This is a genomic window from Streptomyces tateyamensis (genome assembly GCF_003205575.1).
GTDB classification, from domain to species: Bacteria; Actinomycetota; Actinomycetes; order Streptomycetales; family Streptomycetaceae; genus Kitasatospora; species Kitasatospora tateyamensis.
The window spans coordinates 1-23,543 of the sequence record NZ_PYBW01000005.1 but is presented as its reverse complement, the minus strand read 5'-3'; the positions used below and the strand labels follow the sequence as shown (position 1 = coordinate 23,543).

Here is a 23,543-nt window from a genome sequence, read left to right as displayed (position 1 = left end):
CCTCAGAAGTTGCCGCGCTTGGCCTGCTCGCGCTCGATCGCCTCGAACAGCGCCTGGAAGTTGCCCTTGCCGAAGCCCAGCGAGCCGTGACGCTCGATCAGCTCGAAGAACACGGTCGGCCGGTCGCCGATGGGCTTGGTGAAGATCTGCAGCAGGTAGCCGTCCTCGTCACGGTCGACCAGGATGCCGCGCGAGGCCAACTCCTCGATGGGGACCCGGACCTCGCCGATCCGGGCCCGCAGCGCCGGGTCGGTGTAGTAGGTCTCGGGGGTGTCCAGGAACTCCACGCCCTTGGCGCGCAGCACGTCCACCGTGGTCAGGATGTCGTTGGTGGCCAGCGCCAGGTGCTGCACGCCGGGGGACCGGTAGAAGTCCAGGTACTCGTCGATCTGCGAGCGCTTCTTCGCCACGGCCGGCTCGTTGAGCGGGAACTTGACCCGGTGGTTGCCGTTGGCCACCACCTTGCTCATCAGCGCCGAGTACTCGGTGGCGATGTCGTCCCCGACGAACTCGGCCATGTTGGTGAAGCCCATGACGCGGTTGTAGAAGCCCACCCACTCGTCCATGCGCCCGAGTTCGACGTTGCCCACCACGTGGTCCAGGGCCTGGAAGAGCCGCTTGGGCTCGCCGGCCGGCTTCACCCAGCCGCCGCTGCGGGCGACGTAGCCCGGCAGGTAGGGGCCGGTGTAGCGGGAGCGGTCGACCAGGGTGTGCCGGGTCTCGCCGTAAGTGGCGATCGCGGCCAGGCGCACGGTGCCGTGCTCGTCGGTCAGGTCGTGCGGCTCGACCAGGACGGTCGCACCCGAGGCGCGGGCGTGGTCGATGCACTTGTCGACGTCCGGCACCTCCAGCGCGATGTCGACCACCCCGTCGCCGTGCCGGCGGTGGTGGTCCAGCAGCTCGCTGTCCGGGTCGACGCCGCCCTTGAGGACGAAGCGGGCCGCACCCGAGCGCAGCACGTAGGCGTGGTGGTCGCGGTTGCCGGTGGTGGGGCCGGAGTAGGCGACCAGCTCCATGCCGAAGACGGCCTGGAAGAATACCGAGGCCTGGGTGGCGTTGCCGACCGACCAGACCACGGCGTCCCAGCCGGTGACCGGGAAGGGGTCCCGCTCGCCGTCGTACTCCACCAGCCCGACCAGCTGCCGGAGCTGACCCAGGTCCAGCTCGGCGAGGCGCTCCTGGTTGGTGAGGGTGTCCTGAACGGTCATGCGGCGTCCTCCTTGACTGCGCACTGCGGGGTCCGAGGCAGAGGACACCGCACCAGCCCGGGGGTGTGCAAGTGTTCCATTGCGGGCTGGGCACTCTGCTCGATCTGCGTACCGCAGCCGCCGCGCGACTGGACAGATTGCCCAGTATTCGCGGCGGGTCAGGCCCTCCGCTGCTGGATCGCCCGGGTCAGCTGGTGCGCCGCCTCCAGCAGCAGCCGGCCGTACTCGTCCTGGCGCGCACCCGTGAAGCGCTGCTCGACCCCGGTCAGGCTGAGCGCCCACTGCGGCCGGTCGTGGGCGTCGAAGACCGCCGCGCCCATCCCCCAACTGCCCTGCACGACGTGGCCCGCGTTCAGCGACCAGCCGCGCCGGCGCGCGTCCGCGATCCGGGCGCGCAGCTGGTCCTCGGCGTGCGCCGGGCCGAACTCGTCGGTCAGCTCGACCCGCGACAGGAACAGGTCCGTCTCCCGCACCGGCAGGTGGGCCAGGATCGCCAGGCCCGCGGAGGCGACGCCGAGCGGCAGCCGGATCCCCTCGTACAGGACGTGCGAGCGGATCGGGAAGGCCCCGTCCTCGCGGACCAGGCAGACCGTCTCGTCGCCCTGCCGGGCGGAGAAGAACGCGCTCTCGCCGGTGAGCCGGGCCAGTTGCTGCACGTACGGGCGGGCGGTGTCCGTGACGTCGTAGCGGGCGGAGGCGGTGCGGCCGAGCAGGTACAGCTCGGTCCCGAGCACCCAGAGCGCCGAACCCGGCAGCCGTTCGACCAGCCCTTCCCGCTCCAGCCCGACCAGCAGGCGGTGCACGGTCGGCCGGGGCAGGCCGGTGTCGGTCGCGGCCTGGGTGGTCGTGGCCCCGCCCGGCTCGCGGGCCGACAGAGCCCGCAGCACGGCGGCACAGCGCCCCAGGACATCCGAGGGAGTGTTCACTGGATGAACGATAGGCCAGACAGGCGTTCGCAGTGCGAATGAAACCGGCCCGATCCGCGCTCGCCCGTTGACCGCCCGAACCGCGCTGCTTTGAATCGCCGCGTGGACAAGACAGTGGAAACAGCGGCGGAAGCCGTAGCGGACATCCCGTCAGGGGTCACGCTCGCCGTGGGCGGCTTCGGACTGTGCGGCATCCCGGCGGTACTGCTCCAGGCCCTCCTGGAGCAGGGTGCCGGTGACCTCGCCGTCGTCTCGAACAACTGCGGCGTGGACGACTGGGGCCTGGGGCTGCTGCTGCAGGAGCGGCGGGGGGGGCGGGGGGCGGGGGGGGTGACGGGCTCCTACGTCGGCGAGAACAAGGAGTCCGCCCGCCAGTACCTGAGCGGCGAGCTCGAGGTCGAGCTCACCCCGCAGGGCACGCTCGCCGAGCGGATGCGGGCGGGCGGCTCGGGCATACCCGCCTTCTACACCGCCACCGGCGTCGGCACCCAGGTCGCCGACGGCGGCCTGCCGTGGCGGTACGCCTCCGACGGCCAGGTGGCCCTCGCCTCGCCCGCCAAGGAGGTGCGCTCCTTCGCCGGCCGCGACTACGTCATGGAGGAGGCGATCACCGCGGAGTTCGGCCTGGTCCGGGCGTGGAAGGGCGACCGGCACGGCAACCTCGTCTTCCGGGCGTCCGCACGCAACTTCAACCCGCTCGTCGCGATGTGCAGCCGGATCACCGTCGCCGAGGTGGAGGAGCTGGTCGAGCCGGGCGAGCTCGACCCCGACCTGATCCACACCCCGGGCATCCACGTGCAGCGCGTCGTGGCGCTGACCGCCGAGCAGACGGCGGCCAAGCGGATCGAGAAGAGGACCGTACGGTGAGCTGGACCCGTGAGCAGATGGCCGCCCGGGCGGCCGCGGAGCTGACCGACGGCTCCTACGTCAACCTCGGCATCGGCCTGCCGACCCTGGTGCCCAACTTCGTGCCCGAGGGCCTGGAGCTGGTGCTGCACTCGGAGAACGGCATCCTCGGCGTGGGTCCCTACCCCGCGGCCGACGCCGTCGATCCGGACCTGGTCAACGCCGGCAAGGAGACGGTGACCATCAACCGGGGCGCGTCCTACTTCGACTCGGCCGCCTCCTTCGGCATGATCCGCGGCGGCAAGATCGACGCGGCGATCCTGGGTGCCATGCAGGTCTCGGCCAACGGCGACATCGCGAACTGGATGATCCCCGGCAAGATGGTCAAGGGGATGGGCGGCGCGATGGACCTGGTCCACGGCGCCAAGCGGGTCATCGTGCTGATGGAGCACGTGGCCAAGGACGGCGCCCACAAGATCGTGGAGGAGTGCTCCCTGCCCTACACCGGCCGGGGCGTGGTCCAGCGCATCATCACCGACCTGGGCGTGATCGACGTGGTCGACCCGGCCACCGGTCGGAGCGTCCCGGCGGGCACCCCCGGCGACCGCATCCTCACCCTGGTCGAACTCGCGCCGGGCGTCAGCGAGGACGAGATCCGCACGAAGACCGGGCCCAGGCTGCACTGACGCCCGCCCTCCGCAAGCCCTGTGGGCGGTGCTCGTGTGACGGCCCGTCAGGCCATGCCGGAAGGCAGGGCCTGCGGGTCGGCGGCCCGCAGGTGCGCGATGCCGTGGGCGTCGCGGTACAGGCGGGCGGTCACGCGGCCCCCACCGCCACCCGGCGGCGGGCCCGGGGCACCACCAGGGGGGTGCCGCTCTCCGGGTCCTCGATCACCCGGCAGGGCAGCCCGAAGACCCGCTCGACCAGCTCGGCGGTGACCACCTCGCGCGGCTCACCGGCCGCCAGCACGGCGCCGTCGCGCATGGCGATCAGATGGGTGGCGTAGCGGGCGGCCTGGTTGAGGTCGTGCAGGACGGCGACCAGGGTGCGGCCCTGCTCCTCGTGCAGGCACGCACAGAGGTCGAGGAGTTCGACCTGGTGGGCGATGTCGAGATAGGTGGTGGGCTCGTCGAGCAGCAGCAGCGGGGTCTGCTGGGCGAGCGCCAGCGCGATCCAGACCCGCTGGCGCTGGCCGCCGGAGAGCTCGTCCACCAGCCGGTCGGCGAGGTCCCCGACCCCGGTGGCGGCCATCGACTCGCGCACCACCCGCTCGTCCTGCTCGGACCACTGGCGCAGCAGGCCCTGGTGCGGGTACCGGCCGCGCGCGACCAGCTCGCTGACGGTGATGCCGTCGGGCGCCACCGAGGACTGCGGCAGCAGGCCGAGGGTGCGGGCGACCCGCTTGGCGGGCAGTGAGGCGAGGTCGGCGCCGTCCAGCAGCACCTGGCCGGCCCTGGGCCGCAGGGTGCGGGCCAGGGCGCGCAGCAGGGTGGACTTGCCGCAGGCGTTGGGGCCGATGATCACGGTGAAGGACCGGTCCGGCACGGTGACCGAGAGCTGCTCGGCGATGGTCCGCTTCTCGTACCCGAGGGTGAGCCCCCGGCCCTGCAGGCGTGCCGTCCGCGGCGTCATGGTGCTTTCTCCGTCCGTTCGGTGTCGCTGGGTCATATCCGCCCCGCGCGGCGCTCACCGGCCAGCAGCCGGAGCAGGTAGCCGCCGCCGAGGACGCCGGTCACCACGCCGACCGGCAGCTGGTGGCCGGTGAACAGGCGCTGGGCCGCGAAGTCGGCGGCGGCCAGCAGCGCGGCGCCGGCCAGGGTGGCGACGGCGAGGTTGGGGCCGGGGGAGCGGGTGAGCCGGCGGGCCAGCTGAGGGGCCGTCAGGGCGACGAAGGAGACCGGGCCGGCCGCCGCCGCGGCGAGCGCGGCCAGCAGCACCGCCGCGGCCAGCAGCACCAGGCGCAGCGGCCCGACCCGGACGCCCAGCCCCGCCGCGGTGTCGTCGCCGAGTTCGAGCAGGTGCAGCGCGCGGCCGCAGCCCAGCAGCACCAGCGGGCCCAGCACCGCGAGCGCCACCAGCAGCGGCAGGGCCTCGGACCAGCCCCGGCCGTCCAGACTGCCCGTCAGCCAGAGTACGGCGCGCGCGGCGTCCGTCAGCCTGGCCCGGGTGAGCAGGTAGCCGTTGAGGCCGGTGAGGATCGCCGCGGTGCCGATGCCGACCAGGACCAGCCGGCCGCTGTGCAGCCCGTGCCGCCAGGCCAGCGCGCAGACGGCCGCACCGGTGGCCACCCCGCCGGCCACGGCGCCGCCGGCCAGTGCCAGGCTGCTGCCCCCGGCCACCACCACGAGCAGCGCGCCGCAGGCGGCGCCCTGGGTGAAGCCGAGGATGTCGGGGCTGCCGAGCGGGTTGCGCACCAGGGACTGGAACAGCGCCCCGGCCAGCGCCAGCGCGGCGCCGACCAGCAGGGCGGTGGCCACCCGGGGCAGCCGCAGCTCGTTGACGACGAAGTCCTGGGCCGGAGTGCCGCCGCCGGTGAGCGCGCGGACCACCTCGCCGAGGCTGAGCGGGTAGTCGCCGCTGCCCAGGGTGAGCAGGCCGGCCAGCACGGCGAGCAGGGCGCAGCCGAGGCCGGCCGCCAGCGCGCGGGGGCGCAAGCGCAGGGACCAGCCCAGGCCGGTGATGCGGACCGTGGTCAGGCCCGGGCGGGCGGTGCGGATCGTGCTCATGGGCCGGCGGGCGGTGCGGATCGTGCTCATGGGCCGGCGGGCGGTGCGGATCGTGCTCATGCGCGGGCCGCCTTTCCGCGCCTGGCGAAGTAGAGGAAGAACGGCCCGCCCAGCACCGCCGTGACCACGCCGACCTGCACCTCGCCGGGGCGGCCGAGCAGCCGGCCGAGCACGTCGGCGCCGAGGAACAGGGCCGGGGCGAGCACGGCGCAGTACGGGAAGAGCCAGCGCAGGTCGGGGCCGGTGAGGGCGCGGACCAGGTGCGGCACCATCAGGCCGACGAAGACGACGGGCCCGCAGGCCGCCGTGGCCGCGCCGCACAGCAGGGTGACGGCCACGATGGCGGCGGCACGCACGGCGCCGGGGCGGGCGCCGAGCGCCTTGGCGGCCTCGTCGCCCAGCGCCAGCGCGTTGAGCGGGCGGGCCGTCAGCAGGGCGAGCAGCAGGCCGGCCGCGACGAAGGGCAGCACCTTGAGCACGGTCGCCGGGCGGGCGTCGGCCAGCGAGCCGACGGTCCAGAACCGCATCCGGTCCATCGAGGTGGTGTCGAGCAGCATCACCGCGCTGACGTAGGAGTACAGCGTGGCGTTGAGCGCCGAGCCGGCCAGGGCCAGTCGGGCCGGGGTGGCGGCCCGGCCGCCGCCGACGGCGTACACGGCGACCGACACCGCGGCGGCCCCGGCGAGCGCGAACCAGACGTAGCCGGCGAAGGTGGCCACGCCCAGCAGCGAACTGGCCGTCACCACGGCGGCGGAGGCGCCGGCGTTGATGCCGAGCAGGCCCGGGTCGGCCAGCGGATTGCGGGTGAGCGCCTGCATCACCGCGCCGGCCAGACCCAGGCCGGCGCCGACCAGCAGGCCGAGCAGGGTGCGCGGCAGGCGCATCCCGTGCACGACGGTGTACTCGGCGCTGTCCGGGTCGAGCAGGCCGTGCCAGGCCTGACCGGGGGGCAGCGGCTTGGCACCGACCGCCAGGCCGGCGACCGCGACGGCGGCCAGCAACAGGACCGCCGCCAGCAGACCGCCGGCCCGCAGGCCCGGGGCGCGCAGGATGGCGCGGGGGCCGGGGCGTGGGCCGGCCGGGTCCGGGACCGGTGCGCCGGGGACCCCTGCGGCGTCGACCACCCGCCCGGGCGGAGCTGATGACTGGGTGTCGGACACGGCGGCGGCTCCGGGCTCGGTGCGGGCGGGCTTTGCGAGCCGGCCTGCGCTCTGGACAGAAACTTAGGTTACGTTAACCTAAGTTCCGCTCGGCGATGCCCCCGCCCTGTCGTCCTGCCCGGTCGTTCCGCTCGGGCCGGGGCCGCCGTGCCACCTGGCCTTCCTGAGAAGCCGCCCGGCTTTCCTGAGCACCTGTGAGAGACACCGTGACGCACCCCGAAACCGCCCGTCGGCTCACCCGCCGCGGCATGCTCGCCGCCGGTGGCGCGACCGCGCTCGGCGCCCTGCTGGCCGCCTGCGGGAGCGGCGGCGCCAAGGACGCCGCGGACGCGGCCGGCTCGCCCAAGGCCGCACCGAAGAACGGCCCCTGGACCTTCACCGACGACCAGCCCAGGACGTTCTCCCTCCCGGGCACCCCCAGGCGCGTGGTCGCCTTCACCGGTACCGCCGCCGCCCTGGTCGACTTCGGCGTGGACCGGCAGATCGTCGGCGTCTTCGGCGAGACCAAGACCGCCGACGGCAAGCCCGACCCGCAGGCCGGCGAGCTGGCCGTGGACAAGGTCGAGATCCTGGGCAACGCCTGGGGCGAGTTCAACATCGAGAAGTACGCGGCCCTGCAGCCCGACCTGCTGGTCACCCACATGTACGACCCGGGCGCCTACTGGTACCTGCCGGACGAGAGCAAGGACAAGATCCTCAAGGTCAACCCGAACGTCGCCGCGATCACGGTGGCCCGGGTACCGATGACCCAGCCGATCGAGCACTACGCCAAGCTCGCCGAGTCGCTCGGCGCCGACCCGGGCGCCAAGAAGGTCACCGACGCCAAGGCCCGCTTCGAGGCCGCGGCCGAGAGCATGCGCCAGGCCGCCAAGGCCGCGGGCGGTATCAGGGTGCTGGCCTGCTCCGGCAGCGCCGACCTGTTCTACGCCTGCAACCCGCAGGTCAGCACCGACCTGATGTACTTCGCCCAGCTCGGCGTGGACCTGGTGGTGCCGGACAAGCCGGACGCCGGCGGCTACTACGAGGGCCTCAGCTGGGAGAACGCCGGCAAGTACCGGGCCGACCTGCTGCTGCTGGACGACCGCAGCACCTCGCTGCAGCCCAAGGACCTCGCGGCCAAGCCCGCCTGGGGACAACTGCCGGCCGTGAAGGCCGGTCAGATCACCCCGTGGAGCTCGGTGCCGCGGTTCTCCTATGCCGGCGCGGCTCCACTGCTGGAGCGGCTGGCCAAGGACATCCGGTCCGCCAGGAAGGCCGGCTGATCGCGGTGGCCCACGACATGGGATCCGGTGGCACCGTGCCCGGCCCGGCCGAGGACCCGGGTCTGGTCTCCGGGCAGTTCCGCTTCTTCGACGCGCACGTGCTGCGCGCCCGCCGGCTCGGTCCGACGCTGACCCGGATCACCTTCGGCGGCGAGCAGTTGGCGGGACTCGCCTCCGGCGGGCGGGACCAGAGCTTCTCGCTCTTCCTGCCGCACCCGGGGCAGCAGGCCCCGCTGCTGCCGGACCGCACCGGCGCGGGCTGGTACGGGGCATGGCGGGCGCTGCCGGAGGAGGAGCGGGCGGTGCTGCGCTCCTACACGGTGCGCGACCGGCGCCGGGGCCCGGACGAGGTGGACGTGGACTTCGCGCTGCACGGCATCGACCCTGACGGTCCGGCTGCTTCCGCCGGCCAGTCAGGTCCGGCCTCCCGGTGGGCGGCCGGCGCCGCGCCGGGGGACCGGGTGGTGCTGCTCGGCCCGGCCGTGGCGGACAACCGCAGCGTCGGCTTCCGCCCGCCCGCCGACACCGACTGGGTGCTGCTGGCCGCCGACGAGACCGCGCTGCCCGCGCTCGGGGGCATCCTGGACTGGCTCCCGGCCGGGACGGCGGTCCGGGCCTGGATCGAGGTACCGCACCCGCACGACATCCTGGACCTGCCGAGCCGCGCGGAGGTCGCGATCACCTGGCTGGTCCGGGAACCGGGCGCGGCCGGGAGCCCGCTGGCCGGGGCGGTGCGCACGGCCGACCTGCCCGCCGGCACGCCGTACGTGTGGCTGGCGGGGGAGTCCGCCACCGTCCGGGGGCTGCGCCGACACCTGGTCGGGGAGCGCGGGGTGGACCGCCGCCGGGTGGAGTTCTCCGGCTACTGGCGCCGCGGCGCCTCCGAGGAGCAGTTGCGCGCGGAAAAGCTCGCGTCTTCGTCTTCTTGACTGTTCGTCAGTTCGTTCTGGACGCCTCAAGGCCCGCCCCCGTACGCGGGGGCGGGCCTTCGCGTTACCGGTCAGTTAGGATAGGCTTACCTAAGTTGAGCGGAACTGATCGCCTCTCGATCGTTCGACGCCAGTTTCCTGCCTCCCTCCGTGCCCACGTGACCGTTGAGGACTGAATTGATGAGCTCCCAAGTACCTGCGGTCCAGACCCGCCCGGCCGGCAGCGCGGTGCGCGCGCGACAGCACCTCTTCAACGACCGCACGCTCGCCTCCTATCGGGAGGCGCTGGCCGCCGGGGTCGAGCGGGTCAGCGACCGGATCGCCCGCACCGACCGCCCGTTCAGCGGGATCTCCCCCCAGCAGCTGGCCCCGGAGATCGTCGACATCGACCTGGACCGGCCGCTGGAGGACCCGGCCGCCGCGCTGGACGAGTTGGAGGGCGTCTACCTGCGCGACGCGGTCTACTTTCACCACCCGCGCTACCTGGCCCATCTCAACTGCCCCGTGGTGATCCCGGCGTTGCTCGGCGAGGCCGTGCTGACCGCCGTCAACTCCTCGCTGGACACCTGGGACCAGAGTGCGGGCGGCACGCTGATCGAGCGCCGGCTGATCGACTGGACGGCGGGGCGGATCGGCTTCGGGGTGGACGCCGACGGCGTGTTCACCAGCGGCGGCAGCCAGTCCAACTTCCAGGCGCTGCTGCTGGCCCGCGAGGAGGCCCTGACCCGCGCCGCCTCGGTCGAGGACCGGACGGCCCTGCTGCCCCGGCTGCGCGTGCTCGCCTCCCGGGCCGGGCACTTCAGCGTGCAGAAGTCCGCCAAGATGCTCGGACTGAGCCCGGACGCGGTGATCTCGGTCCCCACCGGCACCGACCGCCGGATGGACACCGCGGCGCTGGCCCGCGAGCTGGACCGCTGCCGGGCCGCGGGCCTGCCGGTGATGGCCGTGGTGGCCACCGCCGGGACCACCGACTTCGGCACCATCGACCCGCTGCCGGTGGTCGCCGACCTGTGCGAGCAGGCCGGGGTCCGGCTGCACGTGGACGCCGCCTACGGCTGCGGCCTGCTGGTCTCGCCGACCCGCCGGCACCTGCTGGACGGCATCGAGCGGGCCGACTCGGTCACCGTGGACTACCACAAGTCCTTCTTCCAGCCGGTCAGTTCGAGCGCCCTGGTGGTCAGCGACAGCGCGGTGCTGCGGCACGCGACCTACCACGCCGACTACCTCAATCCGGCCCGTACGGTCGAGCAGCGGATCCCCAACCAGGTCGACAAGTCGATCCAGACCACCCGCCGCTTCGACGCCCTCAAGCTCTGGCTGACCCTGCGCATCATGGGAGCGGACGCCCTCGGCAGCCTCTTCGACGAGGTGGTCGACCGGGCCGCCGCCGCCCACGACCTGCTGAGCACCGACCCGCGCTTCGAGGTGGTCACCCGCTCGCAGCTGTCCACCGTGGTCTTCCGGTACCGCCCGGTTGGCGCGCCCGACGGCGAGCAGCTCGACCGCGCCAACCTGCACGCCCGCGAGGCGCTGGCCGCCTCCGGCGCGGCCGTGGTGGCGGGCACCAAGGTGGACGGTCGGCACTACCTCAAGTTCACCCTGCTCAATCCCGAGACCACGTTGGACGACATCGAGCAGGTGCTCGACCTGCTCGCGGGGCACGCCGCCGGCCGCCTGGCCGCGCCCGCTGCCGCCTGAGCCTCCGACACCCGCACTGGAGAACCCCGTGTCCACTCATGACTTCATCGCCATCGGGCTCGGCCCCTACAACCTGGGCCTGGCCTGCCTGACCGCCCCGCTGGACGACCTGGACGGCGTCTTCCTGGAGGAGAAGCCCCAGTTCGACTGGCACCCCGGCATGCTGCTGGACTTCGCCACCCTGCAGACGCCGTTCCTGGCCGACCTGGTGACGCTGGCCGACCCGACCTCGCCGTACTCCTTCCTCAGCTACCTGAAGGAGAGCGGGCGGCTCTACCCGTTCTACATCCGGGAGCAGTTCTACCCGGTCCGCGCCGAGTACAACGCCTACTGCCGCTGGGCCGCCGGCAAGCTCGGCTCGGTGCGGTTCGGCCACCGGGTCACCCTGGTCGAGTACGACGAGAGCGAGGGTCTGTACACCGTCACGGCCACCACCGCGACGGGCAGCGCCAGTTACCGCGCCCGCCACCTGGTGCTCGGCACCGGCACCCCGCCGCACCTGCCCGAGGCCTGCCAGGGCCTGGGCGGCGACCTGGTGCACAACTCCGGCTACCTCGCGGCCAAGGCGGCGCTGCAGCGCAAGCGGAGCATCACCGTGGTCGGCAGCGGCCAGAGCGCCGCCGAGATCTACTACGACCTGCTGGCCGAGACCGAGGTGCACGGCTACAAGCTCAACTGGGTGACCCGCTCACCGCGGTTCTTCCCGCTGGAGTACACCAAGCTCACCCTGGAGCTGACCTCCCCCGAGTACGTGGACTACTTCCACGCCCTGCCGCAGGAGACCCGCTACCGCCTGGAGGCCGAGCAGAAGAGCCTGTTCAAGGGCATCGACGCCGACCTGATCAACGGCATCTACGACCTGCTCTACCAGAAGAGCGTCGGCGGACCGGTGCCCACCCGGCTCTTCACCCACACCGCGGTGCGGACGGCCGCCTGGGACGAGGCCGCCGGACGCTACACCCTGGGCCTGCACCACGCCGAGCAACAGCGCGAGTTCACCCTGGAGACCGAGGGGCTGGTGCTGGCCACCGGCTACAGGTACCGCACCCCGGCCTTCCTGGCCCCGGTGCTCGACCGGATCCGGCACGACAGCCGCGGTCGCTTCGACGTGGCCCGCAACTACAGCATCGACACCACCGGCCGGGGGATCTTCCTGCAGAACGGCGCCACCCACACCCACAGCATCACCTCGCCCGACCTCGGCATGGGCCCGTACCGCAACTCCTGGATCCTGCGCGAGCTGACCGGCCGTGAGGTCTACCCGGTCGAGAAGTCCATCGCCTTCCAGGAGTTCGGTGCCCCCGAGGGGCTGGTCGCATGAGCACCGCCGCCGCCACGCTGTACACCCGCACCGATCCGGCACTCGGCGAGTTCGCCGTCCGCCCGCTCGACCTGAACACCGACGCGGCCGTGCTGCACGCCTGGGTGACCCACCCCAAGGCCGCCTTCTGGATGATGCAGGGACTCTCGGTCGACGAGGTGACCGCCGCGTACCGCCGGGTCGCCGAACACCCCCACCACGAGGCCTTCCTCGGCCTGTGGCAGGGCGAACCCGCCTTCCTGCTGGAGCGATACGACCCGGCCCGCGCCGAGCTGGTGGGCCTGTACCCCGCGCAGCCGGGCGATGTCGGGATGCACTTCCTCTGCCCGGCCGCCGCGCGGCCGGTGCACGGCTTCACCCTGGCCGTCATCACCACCGTGGTCGCCTTCGTGCTCGACGACCCAGCCGCCCGCCGGGTGGTGGTCGAGCCGGACCTGCGCAACACGGCCGTGCACGCGCTCAACGCCGCCGTGGGCTTCGTGCCGGCCGGCCCGATCAGCAAGCCCGAGAAGGAGGCGCTGCTCAGCTTCTGCACCCGCGAACAGTTCCTCGCCGCCACCACCGGAGCCCGCGGATGACCCCCACCGACCACCACCTCGCCCACCTGCGTCCGGACACCTGGGCCGCGGCCAACCGCCGGCTGGTCCGCAAGGCACTGGCCGAGTTCAGCCACGAACGCCTGCTCGCGCCCGAGGAGTTGGGCGACGGCCGGTACCGGGTGCGGTCCGACGACGGCACCGTGGAGTACCGTTTCGCCGCCCGACTGCTCCGGCTCGACCACTGGCAGGTGGCCGCCGACTCGATCACCCGCCACCGGGGTGCGGAGGAACTGCCGCTGGACGCCGTCGACTTCCTGCTCGAGCTGCGCACCACCCTCGGCCTGTCCGACCAGGTGCTGCCGGTCTACCTGGAGGAGATCACCTCCACCCTGGCCGGGTCGGCCTACAAGCTGGCCCGCCCCGAGCCGACCGCCGCCGAGCTGGCCCGGGCCGGGTTCCAGGCGATCGAGACCGGCATGACGGAGGGCCACCCGGGCTTCGTCGCCAACAACGGCCGGATCGGCTTCGACGGGGAGGAGTACCACCGCTACGCCCCCGAGGCGGCGCATCCGCTGCGTCTGGTCTGGCTGGCGGCGCACCGCGCCCACTCGGTCTTCACCTGCGGCGCGGACACCGACTACGAGCGGCACCTGGCAGCGGAGTTGAGCCAGGCCGAGCGGGACCGGTTCGCCGCGGTGCTCACCGGCCTCGGCCTCGATCCGGCCGACTACCACCTGCTGCCGGTCCACCCCTGGCAGTGGGAGAACAAGCTCTCCGTCACCTTCGCCGGGGAGTTGGCCGCCCGCCGTCTGGTGCTGCTCGGCGAAGGCACGGACGAGTACCTCGCGCAGCAGTCGATCCGGACCTTCTTCAACACCAGCGACCCGACCCGGCACTACGTCAAGACCGCCATCTCGGTGCTGAACATGGGCTTCATGCGGGGTCTGTCCGCCGCCTACATGGAAGCCGCCCCGGCGATCAACGACTGGCTGGCCGAACTGATCGAGCAGGACCCGGTGTTGCGCGGCACCGGCCTGACGGTCATTCGTGAACACGCCGCCATCGGCTACCGGCACCGCCAGTTCGAGGCCGCCACCGACCGGTACTCGCCGTACCGCAGGATGCTGGCCGCGCTCTGGCGGGAGAGCCCGGTGCCCTCGCTCGCTCCTGGCGAGCGGCTGGCCACCATGGCCGCGCTGCTGCACACCGACCGCTGGGGCGGCTCGCTGGCCGCCGCGCTGGTGCAGCAGTCCGGGCTGGCCCCCGAAGCCTGGCTGCGCCGCTACCTGGACGCCTACCTGACCCCGCTGCTGCACAGCTTCTACGCCCACGACCTGGCCTTCATGCCGCACGGTGAGAACGTCATCCTGGTGCTGGACGAGTCCGGCACCGTGCGGCGGGCGATCTTCAAGGACATCGCCGAGGAGATCGTGGTGATGGACCCGCAGGCGGAGCTGCCCGAGCCGGTCCGGCGGGTGCGGGCGGACATCCCCGACCACCTGAAGCTGCTGTCCGTCTTCACCGACGTCTTCGACTGCTTCTTCCGCTACCTCGCGGCCACCCTGGACGAGGCCGGCACGCTGCCCGAGGACGACTTCTGGCGCACCGTCGCCGAGGTGGTCGCCGACTACCAGGACCAAGTACCCGAGCTGGCAGCGAAGTTCGAGCGCTTCGACCCGTTCGCCGGGACGTTCCCGCTCTCCTGCCTCAACCGGCTCCAACTGCGCAACAACCAGCAGATGGTGGACCTCGGGGACCCGGCCGCGGCGCTCCAGCTGGTGGGCGAACTGGTCAACCCGATCGCGGCGCACGCGCCGCGGCGGCGGTGACTGCTCAGACGGTCGAGGCGCGGCGGGGGCGGACGTGGCATCCAAGTGCCGCTTTCTGCTCGCTGGTTGATCCTGGGCGCGGCCTACCTGGGCCCCGCACGCGCGCGGGGCCCAGGCAGGGCAAGCCGCAGTCAGGACGACTAGCCGTCCTGCTGCGTCTCGTCCTCGTGCCCGCCCGGCATCATTTCTTCGGCCTTCTCCCTGGCCTTCTGCTCGGCTTCCTCCGTCTTGCCGCCCTGGTTCCTCATCGCCGACTTCGCCTGCTCCGAGAGCTCGTTGGCCTTGTCCTTGAACTGGTCCGAAATACCCATGAGTGCTCCTCGTGGTGTGGTTCATGCCGTAAGTCCATGAACGCACCCCGGTCCGGGCCGGTCTTCTCGAACCGGCCATTTGGACCAAGCGCCGCCGGCACCGGTGCTGCACCAGGCCGCCGTCCGCGGTGGGCCGGACGTGGCCGATGGCGGGGGAGGGGGGAATGGGCCAGGGCGAGGCCGGTGTCGACGAGCGAGCAGCGGCGCAGGGCGTGGACCTCGGAGAGGGGGCCAGGCCGACTCGGAGGTGGTGCCGTTCAGGTCGGGGCGCAGCTCGCCGCCGGTGGTGCGGACCTGGTGGCCCAGCCCCTGGGCGCCACAGGTCCTACTTACTGCCCGTCAGGTGGGCGAAGACCACGGTGTTGGCCTGGTAGCCGTTGCGGTGGTCGTAGTGTCCGCCGCAGGTGACGAGGCGCAGTTCGGCGCGGCCGGTGGCGTCGTAGACCGAGTGGGAGGGGAAACCGGCCTTGGGGAAGGTGCGGACGGCGTCGACGGTGAAGACGGCGGTCCGGTTGTCCTGGCGGGTGACGGTGAGGGTCTGCCCGGGGTGCAGCTTCCCGAGCAGGTAGAAGACGCTCGGGCCTTTCTGGTCGTCGACGTGGCCGATGATCACGGCGGTGCCGAAGGCGCCCGGGGCAGTGCCTTCGCGGTACCACCCGGTCAGGTCGTGCTGGCCGGTGGGTGGAGTGGTGAGTTCCCCGTGGCTGTCCAGACCCAGCCCCGTCACCCGGGCGTCGACCCGGATCGCGGGGATGCGCAGCCGGACCGGCGGCGAGGGCGGCAGCGCGGGCCCGGTCGTGGTGTGGGAGGCGGAGGCGGCGGGCGAGCCCGGGGCGGACGGGGCGGACGGAGCGAGCGTGCCTGCGGCGTCGGCGGCGGCAGCCCGGTCGGGCTGCGGCGGGGAGGAGGTGGTGGCGCCTTCGTGCAGAAGCCAACTGCCGCACAGGAACGCCGCCGCCGCGGCGCCGGCCATCAGCCGGCCGGCGCCGCTGCGGTGGGGCGATTGGTCAGCCGACGTCATTGCGCCGCGCACGTCGGCGGGCACGGAGCGCCAGCCAGCCGGAGGCGGCGATCAAGGCGCCGCCGCCCACGAGCTGAGCGGCGTTCAGGCCCCGGACAGAGCCGCCGGTGCCGGTCGCCACCGAGCCGACGGGGGCGCTCCCGGGTTCCTGGCCCGATCCGCCGGGTCCGCCCGGTCCGCCCGAGGTGGGAGTCGGCGTGGGAGTGCCGGTCGGTGTCTGGCAGTCGACGTCGAAGACCTTCTGTTTGGCGTTGCCGTGCTCGCCGGCGAAGGTCCACTCCAGCTTGTAGTGCCCGTCCGGCAGCGACAGGTCCGCAGTGCGGCCGGCCCCGCTGGCCAGCACCACGTCGCCGGCCAGCACCTGGGCGGTGCCGGTCGGCGGTTGCTGGTGGATGGTCCAGGTCACCAGGGTGAGGGTGTCGAAGTTGAAGGCGTCCAGGTAGAAGCCGCAGACCTTGGGCTCGTTCCTGGTGTCGCCCTGGGATTCGGTGGTCTTGTGGATCTTCACATCCCCGTTGTCGCCGGGGGCGGCGAAGGCGGGGGACGGTAGCCAGGCGAGGGCCGCCGTGGCGGCGACGGCCGTACCGAAGGCGCCTGCGCGCCGGGCTACGCGGCGTTGCCCGTGCAGTTCGCTCATGAGGACACTCCGTGGTGGGACGAACTGATTGTCCGGCGAATGCCGGGCACCGCCGCAGCGTCACCCCGCGGCCCCCGGCCCCCGGTCCGGCTCGCCGTACGGGGGTGCAGGCTTCCCCCGTACGGTCGAGTCCGAGCCGTCGCCCAACGCACCGAAAGTCGACCGGGTATGACGTCCCGTCGCCCGGGCCGCGCTCACGCGGTCCAGCCGCTCCGGATCAGGCCAGGATCTCCACGTACCCGTCGCTCCCGTGGACGCGGATCCGCTGCCCGTCCCGGATCAGCCGGGTGGCCTGCGGTACCGCGACGACGGCCGGCAGGCCGTACTCGCGGGCGATCACCGCGCCGTGGGTCATCAGGCCGCCGACCTCCGTCACCAGGCCCGCGATGCCGACGAACAGGGGCGACCAGCTGGGGTCCGTGAAGGTGGTGACCAGGATGTCGCCCGCCGCCAGCTCGGCCCGGGCCAGGTCGAGGACGACGCGGGCCCGGCCCTCGACCATTCCGGCCGACACCGGCAGGCCGACCAGCGCGCCCTGCGGCACGTCGTCGCGCCGGTACGCGCCGGACAGGGCCTCGCCCTCCGAGGTGAGCACCCGGGGCGGCGTGAGCGCGTGGTACGAGCGGAACGCCTCCTCGCGCTGCCGGACCAGCCGGTCGTCCACCCGCTGGGAGCGTACGGCCTGGTGGAACTCCTGGAAGGTCAGGTAGAAGGCGTCCTCCCGGTCGCCCAGCACGCCGGCACGGACGAGGCGCTCCGCCTCGGCCAGCAGGGCCCGCTTGTAGACGAAGTAGCGGCTGATGATCGCGTACTTCGGGTACTCCCGGTAGCCGATGAAGGCACGGACCTGGTCGATCATCCGCTTGGTCCGGGCGGCCTTCCGTTCGCCGTCCGGCAGGGCCCGCAGGCGGTGCAGGACCTCCGCCTCCTTCTGCTGCGCCTTCTGCCGCCCCTGCTCGAAGCGGCGGGCGGCGGCGCCCGGTTCGATGTTCCTGACGTGGTCCAGGATCAGCGGTACGAGCGTGCCGGGGCGCTCGCGCCACCGCGGCCTGGTGATGTCGATCTCGCCGACGCAACGCATGCCGTACCGGTCGAGGTAGGTCTGGATCGCGGCGTGCGCCTCGCTGCCGCCCGGGAGCTTCGGCAACTCGTCCAGGAAGCCCCCGTCCGGCAGGCCCCCGTCCGGCATGTCCTGGTCGGCTACGCGCTGGAGGAACGAGACCACCTCCGGGTGCGGGCGGACCGCGTCCGCGACGTCGAGCAGCGCCAGGCCCATCTCCGAGGTGATGTTGCCGGGGGCGGAAAGGGTCAGCGTGTCGGCGGCGTTCTTCTCGCCCAGCCACTCCAGCAGCTTGTCGTTGAGCCACCAGGCGGCCTCCATCGCGGCCATGATCGCCTGAAGGTTCGGCGGATCGGTGAGGACGCGCTTGTGCTCCTCGAAGGCCTCCAGCAGGAACTCGAACAGCGCCGGACCGCTCTTGGTCCGGATCTCGCGCTCCAGGGCGTCGATGGAGGCCCGGCTGCGCCCGACCAGCTCGGTGATGACGGCCGGGTCCAGCTCGGCCGGGTCCACCTCGGGGGCGGCCGGCTGGGCGGGGTCCGACTCGGGGGCGGCCGGTTCGGCAGGGCTGGGGTCGGGAGCCGGCGTGACAAAGCCCTCGCGGGCGAGGACGGTCTCCAGCGCGTCCCGCACCAGCGGATCGCCCCTGCCCATCAGGTCCAGCAGCGCACCGCGGCCCGCCGGCGAGGCGAGCCGCCCGGTGACGTCGACGAACAGCCGCCCGCCGGCCGTGTGCATCGGCGCCATGGCCGTCAGCTGCCACATCGAGATCCCCAGCGGCTTCATGGGGTCGGTCATCATCTGGGCGTGGCCCACCGAGACGTAGACGTGGTTCTCCTGGTCGCCGCTCTCGGGCACGGGGAACAGCGTCGTGATCGGCCTGCTCTGCACGATCTGGAACTCGTCGCCGCCCAGGCACCACTCGATGTCCTGCGGGCGGCCGAAGTGCGCCTCGATCCGCCGCCCGAGGCGCACGAGCCGCAACACCTGAGCGTCCGTCAACGCCGGCTGCTGCTGCCGCTGCGCCTCGACCGCCACCGCCCGGGTGCCGCCGCCGGGCAGCGGCTGGACGGCATGCTGCTTCGCGGCGACCGTCCTGGCGACCACCTCGCCGTCGCGCACCGTGAAGACGTCGGGCGTCACCAGGCCCGAGACCAGGGCCTCGCCCAGACCGAAGCCGGCCTCCACGGTGGCGACCTTCCGGTTGCCCGTGACGGGGTCGGCCGTGAACAGGACGCCGGCCGCGTCCGGGACGGCCATCCGCTGCACGACCACCGCCATCCGGACCGCACGGTGGTCGATGCCGTGCTGCTGACGGTACGTCACGGCCCGCTCGGTGAAGAGCGAGGCCCAGCATTGGCTGACGTGCCGCAGGATCTCCGCCGGCCCCATGATGTTCAGGTAGGTGTCCTGCTGCCCCGCGAAGGAGGCCGTCGGCAGGTCCTCGGCCGTCGCGCTCGACCGGACGGCGTAGGCACCCTCCGCGCCCTGCCGGGTGAGTGCTCGGGTGATCGCCGCCGTGAGGTCCGCCGGGAGCGCGACCGCTTCGACGGTCGCCCGGAGCTGCGCGCTCAGCGTGCGGACGGCCGCCCGGTCGTCCGGATCCACCCGCGCGAGTCGGTCGAGCTGCTCCTCGAGCGCCGGCACGGCGGCGACCACCCGTTGGAAGGCATCCGTCGTCACGCAGAAGCCGGGCGGCACCCGCACGCCCTCGATCCGCGCCAGCTCACCCAGGTGCGCGCCTTTCCCACCGACGAGAGCGCCCCACGTCCTGTCGACCTCCCGGAGGTCCACCACGTCCTGCTCGGTCACCGCGATCACGTCCTCATCCCCGCTTGCGCCTGCTGTGATTCGACGCCACCAGGCCCCTCGCGCGTCGACGACACACGGAGGTCCGGCGCCCCGTTGCCGCAGGTGGTGGCATCGGCGCACGATTCTGCGCGGTGACCGGGGGCTTGTGGCAAGCCCCCGGCTCGGCTATAGCTTGGTAGTGGCGGGGGGTTGCGTGCGCGGTGCGCAGGGCCCGACGTCCTTCGGACCGGCGAGGCCCGTGCCGAACTCGTCCCACCCCGCAGCAGCGTCAGAAGGCGATGCGGACCTTGAGCGCCGAGCGGTCGTCCATCGCGCGGTAGCCGTCCGGGACGCCGGCCAGGTCGACGGTGCGGTCGAAGACCCGACCGGGCTCGATGGCGCCGGAGAGCACGTCGGGCAGCAGCTCGGGTATGTAGGCGCGGGCGGGGGCGACGCCGCCGGCCAGCGCGACGTTGCGGTTGAACATCTGGCTGATGTCCACCCCGGCGCTGCCGCCGTGCGGCACGCCGACGTAGCCGACCGCGCCGCCGTCGCGGGTGATCGCGATGGCGGTGCGCATCGACTCCTCGGTGCCGACCGCCTCCAGCACGGCGTGCGCTCCCTGACCGCCGGTCAGCTCGCGCACCGCCTCGACGGCCGCCTCGCCGCGCTCGGCGACCACGTCGGTGGCGCCGAACTCGCGGGCGATCGCGGTGCGGTCCTGGTGCCGGCCGAGCGCGATGATGCGCCCGGCGCCCAGCCGCCGCGCGGCCAGCACCCCGCACAGGCCCACCGCGCCGTCGCCGACCACCGCGACCGTGGCACCGGTGCGCACCCGGGCGGCCAGCGCCGCGTGGTGGCCGGTGCTCATCACGTCGGACAGTGCCAGCAGGCTGGGCAGCAGCTTCTCCTCGCCGGCCGTCTCCTCGGGCAGCTTCACCAGGGTGCCGTCGGCGAACGGCACCCGGACCGCCTCGCCCTGGCCGCCGTCGGAGCCGACCTGGCCCCAGAAGCCACCCTCAGGGCAGGAGGTGTGCAGGCCGTCGCGGCAGTACTCGCAGGTGCCGTCCGACCAGACGAACGGGGCCAGGACGAAGTCGCCGGGCGTGAAGCCGGTCACCTGCGAGCCGACCGCCTCGACGATGCCGAGGAACTCGTGGCCGATCCGCTGCCCCGGGACCCGGGCGGCGACCCCGCGGTAGGCCCACAGGTCACTGCCGCAGATGCAGGCGTTGACCACCCGCACCACCGCGTCGGTGGACCGGCGGACGGCCGGGTCGGGCACCTCCTCGATCCGGATGTCGTGGGGGCCGTGGATCACGGTGGCGCGCACGGGGGCACTCCTGCTGTTCGAGGACGGGGGTCAGGCAGCCAAGGGTGCTCCGGGCCCGGGCTCGCGTCCAGCTACATCTCCTACAGCATGTCGTTAAGCTGAACTAATGCTCGATGTTCGACGGCTCGTTCTCCTCCGCGACCTGGACGCCCACGGCACGGTGACCGCCGTGGCCGAACTGCACCGGGTCACCCCCTCCGCCGTCTCGCAGCAGCTGCGGCTGCTGGAGGAGGAGACCGGCACCCGGCTGCTGGAGCGGGCCGGCCGCTCCGTTTATCTCACCGCGGCCGGGCACCGGCTGGCCGCGGACACCGAGCAGGTGCTCGCGGCGCTGGAGGACGCGCAGAGTCGGCTGCGGTCCGGCGCCGGGGAGCCGGCCGGCCCGCTGCGCCTGGCCTGCTTCCCGAGCGCACTGGCGGCGATGGCCGTCCCACTCGGCGAGGCGTTGGAAGGCGCCCACCCCGGTCTGCGGCTGCACATCACCGAGGCGGAGCCCGAGGCCGCGGTGCGGCTGCTCCAGCAGCGCCGGGTGGACCTCGCGCTGGTCTACCGGTACACGAATCTGGCCACCCCGCCGGACTCCGGCATCGAGACCCGCACCCTGCGCACCGACCCGCTGGTCGCGGTGCTGCGGGACGACCACCCGGCGGCCGACGGCGCCGGCGCCCCGATCGACCTGCGGGAGCTCGCCGACACCCCCTGGATCACCGCCCCGCCGCAGACCAACTGCGGGGACGCCGTGCTGCAGGCCTGCCGCTCGGCGGGCTTCACCCCGCAGGTGCGGCACACCTGCACCGACTTCGCCGCCATGGTCGCCCTCGCCGCCAGTGGCGGGCACACCGTCCTGATCTCCAGCCTGGCCGCGACCCCGGACCGCCTCCCACCGGGGATGACGGTGCGCCCGGTGACGGACCGCAGGCTCGCCCGGACCATCGAGGTGGCATTCCGCCAGGGAACGGCCCACCAGCCCGCCATCGCCGCCGGCCTCGCGGCGGCGGAGCTGGTCGGCGCGACGAGCGGAACCTGACGGACCGGGCGTCAGCCCTGGCGGATACACGGATACGCGGGGTGGGCGAGGCCGGAGTCGAACCGGCACAGCGAAGCGGGGGCCTCTGCGGCAGGGGCGTGGGGACGGGCAACGGAATTTTGACGCCGTGTCGGGGCGTCAGCTGTACGCGACGCGTTCGATTTCGAAGAGTTGGGCGGCGCCGATCCGGCCTTCGTCCAGGGTGAGCAGCCAGCCCACCAGATCGGTCCCGACCAGCAGTTCGTCGTAGAAGCCGAACCGGAGCTCCGGGAGCTCCCGCCCCGTCAGCCACTGGTCGAGCGCCGCACCGAGGTGCTGGTCCGCCGCCTCGGTGCGGGTGTCGGCCCAGACGGCCAGCCACGGCGAGAGGCTTCCGGTGCTGACGGAGACGGCTTCCAGCACCTCGGTGACCTGGCCGGTGCCCGGGTGCTCGTGCAGGGTCGACCGCCACCAGGCCTCCCAGACGCGCTCCAGCGCCTGCTGCTCCGGGGCCGGCCAGTCCCGCCAGCCGGCTGCGAGCAGCCGGGAGGCGACGAGCCCGTGGTCGACGTGCAGCCGCCCCGTGACCAGCAGGCGGACGATCTGCGGAGTCAACCGTCGGTACAGGGCGGCGAACTGGTCCCAGTGGTCGATCGATTCGACGGCGACGGAGGCGATCAGCTTCTCCGGCACCAGGCAGGCAGGGCCGGCGAGCGCTTCGAGGTCGGCGTCGGCGTAGCAGTACCCGCAGCCGCCGACGGCGATCGGGGACTCGGAGAGCGGCGCGAAGGCGGCGTCGAGCGCGTCAAGGGCGTTCTGCAACTGCTGGGAAGGTGTGGTCACGATCACCTGCGGGGGACCTCATCCGGCCCACCGGCGAGGGGGTCGACGATACCACGCGGCTTGGCGGTGGGCCTTACCGGTTGACCCTCACGCAACGTCATGCCGCATTGTCAGAGGCGTGGAAGAACACCTGACTGTGGGACGCGTGGCCGAGTTGGCCGGAGTGAGCGTGCGCACGCTGCACCACTACGACGAGATCGGCCTTGTCCAACCGTCCGCGCGGACCGGGGCCGGGTACCGGGCCTACGCCGCGGGCGACGTGGAACGGCTGCGCGAGGTGCTCGGGTACCGGCGGCTGGGCTTCGGGCTGCGCGAGATCGCGGACCTGGTGGACGACCCGACCGCCGACGCCCTCGCGCACCTGTACCGGCTGCGCGGACTGCTGTCGGAGCAGCGCGACCGAGCGGCCGCCATGGTGGCGGCCATCGACCGGGAACTGGAGGCACGGGCGATGGGGATCAGGACGACGCCGGAGGAGCAACTCAAGGTGTTCGGCGCGCAGTTGTACGAGGCCATCGGATCCGCCTACCCGGCGACGCGGCGCACCGAGCCGCGGATCGCCGCCCGGCTCTGGGAGGAGCTGGGGGATGCCCGGACAGTGCTGAACGTCGGCGCCGGCACGGGTTCCTACGAGCCGACGGACCGTGAGGTCACGGCAGTGGAGCCGTCGGCGGTGATGCGGGCGCAGCGCCCGCCGGGTGCGGCGCCGTGCGTGGCCGCCGGCGCGGAGAGCCTGCCGTTCGCGGACCAGTCCTTCGACGCGGCGATGGCGGTCAGCACCGTCCACCACTGGCCCGACCCGGTGGCCGGCCTGCGCGAACTGCGGCGGGTGGCCCGCCGGGTGGTGGTGCTCACCTACGACGCCGGTTCGCCCGGCTGGCTCGACCGGTTCTGGCTCACCCGCGACTACCTGCCGGAGTTCGCCGACGTCCTCGCCGACTGGCCGTCACTGGCCGACCTCGCCGGGGCGATCGGGGCCCGCGCGGAGCCGGTCCTGGTCCCGTGGGACTGCGCCGACGGCTTCTTCGAGGCCTACTGGCGCCGCCCCGAGGCGTACCTGGAGGAGCCGGTGCGTCGCGCCATCCCTTGTTCTTCGC

Annotated in this window: 21 protein-coding genes; 10 read left to right on the top strand and 11 right to left on the bottom strand. The window is 73.1% G+C overall.

Going from position 1 to position 23,543, the window contains the following annotated elements; translation table 11 throughout:
• Positions 1–2 precede the first annotated feature (2 nt).
• Together hppD and C7C46_RS00780 are read right to left on the bottom strand one after the other, a co-directional pair.
• Complete coding sequence (hppD, locus tag C7C46_RS00785) at positions 3–1,208, bottom strand: 4-hydroxyphenylpyruvate dioxygenase (protein ID WP_110664568.1); 1,206 nt, start codon at positions 1,206–1,208, stop codon at positions 3–5.
• 158 nt (positions 1,209–1,366) lie between these two features.
• Entirely contained in the window at positions 1,367–2,134 is a 768-nt protein-coding gene (locus tag C7C46_RS00780) for an IclR family transcriptional regulator (protein WP_110664567.1), read from the bottom strand.
• 102 nt (positions 2,135–2,236) lie between these two features.
• On the opposite strand from C7C46_RS00780, the gene C7C46_RS00775 reads away from it, so the two are divergent.
• Together C7C46_RS00775 and C7C46_RS00770 are read left to right on the top strand one after the other, a co-directional pair.
• On the top strand, positions 2,237–3,001 hold the full coding sequence (locus C7C46_RS00775; RefSeq protein WP_110664566.1) for a CoA transferase subunit A: 765 nt from the start codon (positions 2,237–2,239) through the stop codon (positions 2,999–3,001).
• Positions 2,998–3,666 carry a 3-oxoacid CoA-transferase subunit B gene (locus tag C7C46_RS00770; protein WP_110664565.1) on the top strand — a complete coding sequence of 223 codons (669 nt, stop codon included), beginning with the start codon at positions 2,998–3,000 and terminating at the stop codon, positions 3,664–3,666. Before C7C46_RS00775 ends, C7C46_RS00770 begins: the two co-directional genes overlap by 4 nt.
• Positions 3,667–3,796: 130 nt before the next feature.
• Here C7C46_RS00770 and C7C46_RS00765 read toward each other — a convergent pair whose 3' ends face one another.
• From C7C46_RS00765 to C7C46_RS00755, 3 genes are read right to left on the bottom strand one after another with little or no spacing between them, the layout of a single operon-like run.
• Positions 3,797–4,612, bottom strand: a complete 816-nt coding sequence (locus C7C46_RS00765; RefSeq protein WP_110664564.1) for an ABC transporter ATP-binding protein — start codon at positions 4,610–4,612, stop codon at positions 3,797–3,799.
• A 32-nt stretch (positions 4,613–4,644) separates the two neighbouring features.
• The gene (locus C7C46_RS00760; protein WP_220040534.1) at positions 4,645–5,706 is read right to left on the bottom strand and encodes a FecCD family ABC transporter permease; all 1,062 of its coding nucleotides are present in this window, start codon (positions 5,704–5,706) and stop codon (positions 4,645–4,647) included.
• Between the two features lie 56 nt (positions 5,707–5,762).
• Positions 5,763–6,830, bottom strand: a complete 1,068-nt coding sequence (locus tag C7C46_RS00755) for a FecCD family ABC transporter permease (protein ID WP_110664661.1) — start codon at positions 6,828–6,830, stop codon at positions 5,763–5,765.
• 242 nt (positions 6,831–7,072) lie between these two features.
• Between C7C46_RS00755 and C7C46_RS00750 the strand changes: the two genes are divergently transcribed.
• From C7C46_RS00750 to C7C46_RS00725, 6 genes are all read left to right on the top strand, one after another.
• Positions 7,073–8,128, top strand: coding sequence for an ABC transporter substrate-binding protein (locus C7C46_RS00750; protein WP_110664563.1), 1,056 nt, complete (start codon positions 7,073–7,075; stop codon positions 8,126–8,128).
• A 17-nt stretch (positions 8,129–8,145) separates the two neighbouring features.
• On the top strand, positions 8,146–9,057 hold the full coding sequence (locus C7C46_RS00745; protein WP_110664562.1) for a siderophore-interacting protein: 912 nt from the start codon (positions 8,146–8,148) through the stop codon (positions 9,055–9,057).
• Positions 9,058–9,237: 180 nt separating this feature from the next.
• Complete coding sequence (locus tag C7C46_RS00740; protein WP_110664561.1) at positions 9,238–10,755, top strand: pyridoxal phosphate-dependent decarboxylase family protein; 1,518 nt, start codon at positions 9,238–9,240, stop codon at positions 10,753–10,755.
• A 28-nt stretch (positions 10,756–10,783) separates the two neighbouring features.
• Entirely contained in the window at positions 10,784–12,076 is a 1,293-nt protein-coding gene (locus tag C7C46_RS00735) for a lysine N(6)-hydroxylase/L-ornithine N(5)-oxygenase family protein (RefSeq protein ID WP_110664560.1), read from the top strand.
• Positions 12,073–12,654, top strand: a complete 582-nt coding sequence (locus C7C46_RS00730; RefSeq protein ID WP_110664559.1) for a GNAT family N-acetyltransferase — start codon at positions 12,073–12,075, stop codon at positions 12,652–12,654. The genes C7C46_RS00735 and C7C46_RS00730 overlap by 4 nt, the downstream gene beginning before the upstream one ends.
• On the top strand, positions 12,651–14,444 hold the full coding sequence (locus tag C7C46_RS00725) for an IucA/IucC family protein (RefSeq protein ID WP_110664558.1): 1,794 nt from the start codon (positions 12,651–12,653) through the stop codon (positions 14,442–14,444). The genes C7C46_RS00730 and C7C46_RS00725 overlap by 4 nt, the downstream gene beginning before the upstream one ends.
• A 140-nt stretch (positions 14,445–14,584) precedes the next feature.
• On the opposite strand, the gene C7C46_RS34655 is transcribed toward C7C46_RS00725, so the two are convergent.
• The 5 genes from C7C46_RS34655 to C7C46_RS00705 form a co-directional block, all read right to left on the bottom strand.
• Positions 14,585–14,755, bottom strand: a complete 171-nt coding sequence (locus C7C46_RS34655) for a hypothetical protein (protein WP_181442120.1) — start codon at positions 14,753–14,755, stop codon at positions 14,585–14,587.
• A gap of 325 nt (positions 14,756–15,080) precedes the next feature.
• On the bottom strand, positions 15,081–15,776 hold the full coding sequence (locus tag C7C46_RS00720; protein ID WP_245983953.1) for a class F sortase: 696 nt from the start codon (positions 15,774–15,776) through the stop codon (positions 15,081–15,083).
• The gene (locus C7C46_RS00715; protein ID WP_110664557.1) at positions 15,763–16,413 is read right to left on the bottom strand and encodes a hypothetical protein; all 651 of its coding nucleotides are present in this window, start codon (positions 16,411–16,413) and stop codon (positions 15,763–15,765) included. Before C7C46_RS00715 ends, C7C46_RS00720 begins: the two co-directional genes overlap by 14 nt.
• A 217-nt stretch (positions 16,414–16,630) precedes the next feature.
• A complete protein-coding gene (gene rph, locus C7C46_RS00710) occupies positions 16,631–19,285 on the bottom strand; it encodes a rifamycin-inactivating phosphotransferase (protein ID WP_110664659.1) in 2,655 nt (884 codons plus the stop codon).
• Between the two features lie 268 nt (positions 19,286–19,553).
• Positions 19,554–20,597 carry a zinc-dependent alcohol dehydrogenase family protein gene (locus C7C46_RS00705; RefSeq protein WP_110664556.1) on the bottom strand — a complete coding sequence of 348 codons (1,044 nt, stop codon included), beginning with the start codon at positions 20,595–20,597 and terminating at the stop codon, positions 19,554–19,556.
• Positions 20,598–20,703: 106 nt separating this feature from the next.
• Here C7C46_RS00705 and C7C46_RS00700 point away from each other — a divergent pair, with 106 nt between their 5' ends.
• Positions 20,704–21,624: a LysR family transcriptional regulator gene (locus C7C46_RS00700; RefSeq protein WP_110664555.1), complete on the top strand. Its 921-nt coding sequence runs from the start codon at positions 20,704–20,706 to the stop codon at positions 21,622–21,624.
• 138 nt (positions 21,625–21,762) lie between these two features.
• On the opposite strand, the gene C7C46_RS00695 is transcribed toward C7C46_RS00700, so the two are convergent.
• The gene (locus C7C46_RS00695; protein WP_146258944.1) at positions 21,763–22,446 is read right to left on the bottom strand and encodes a hypothetical protein; all 684 of its coding nucleotides are present in this window, start codon (positions 22,444–22,446) and stop codon (positions 21,763–21,765) included.
• Between the two features lie 145 nt (positions 22,447–22,591).
• Here C7C46_RS00695 and C7C46_RS00690 point away from each other — a divergent pair.
• On the top strand, positions 22,592–23,543 hold a 952-nt coding region (locus C7C46_RS00690), incomplete at its 3' end, for a MerR family transcriptional regulator (protein WP_220040530.1).